The sequence below is a fragment of the Chromohalobacter sp. HP20-39 genome (genome assembly GCF_033052815.1).
In the GTDB taxonomy this organism is placed as follows: Bacteria; Pseudomonadota; Gammaproteobacteria; order Pseudomonadales; family Halomonadaceae; genus Chromohalobacter.
On record NZ_JAWHTP010001203.1, the window covers coordinates 1 to 233 of the forward strand.

General features: G+C 61.8%; 1 pseudogene. It reads left to right on the forward strand.

Annotated features, from left to right (window positions below):
- A pseudogene (locus RVY79_RS21715) lies at nucleotides 1-233 on the forward strand (DUF4852 domain-containing protein); the annotation flags it as partial.

Here is a 233-nt window from a genome sequence, read left to right on the forward strand (position 1 = left end):
CGTCACGCTCGATAGCGGCAACCAGCTCATGTATGCCTACCTGGCACTCACGGGCATGCCACCGGACTATCCGCAAGTCGCCAGCAACATCTCCAAAGACTATGCGCGCGCCACGGATGAGTTCCGAAAGCACGACCTGCTGACGGCGCTCGCACCCCGGATCGACGCCGACATCGCGGCCGCCAAGTCGCGCCGCTACTTCAAGATGAAGGTCCCGAACCCCATCAGCAAAT